Below are 264 nucleotides of genomic sequence, written 5' to 3' on the forward strand. Positions count from 1 at the left end.
GTCAACGAGCGCTGGCTCGGTGGCCTCCTCACCAACTTCCAGACGGTGTCGAAGCGCCTCGCCCGCATGAAGGAGCTCGAGGAGCTCGACTTCGAGAACCCCGCCGAGTCGGGCTTCACCAAGAAGGAACTCCTTCTCAAGAAGCGCGAGCTCGACAAGCTGCACAAGTCGCTCGGCGGTATCCGCAACCTCACGAAGGCCCCCTCGGCCCTCTGGGTCGTCGACGCCAAGCGTGAGCACCTCGCCATCGACGAGGCCCGCAAG

The 264-nt window shown here is 64.8% G+C and carries 1 protein-coding gene; it reads left to right on the plus strand.

Features of this window, described 5'->3' with window-relative positions:
- Positions 1 to 264 (plus strand): 30S ribosomal protein S2 (gene rpsB, locus SB754_RS20900; RefSeq protein ID WP_410784267.1); only part of this gene is annotated, 264 nt, incomplete at both ends.

This window comes from Leifsonia sp. SIMBA_070 (assembly GCF_046534635.1).
GTDB lineage: Bacteria > Actinomycetota > Actinomycetes > Actinomycetales > Microbacteriaceae > Leifsonia.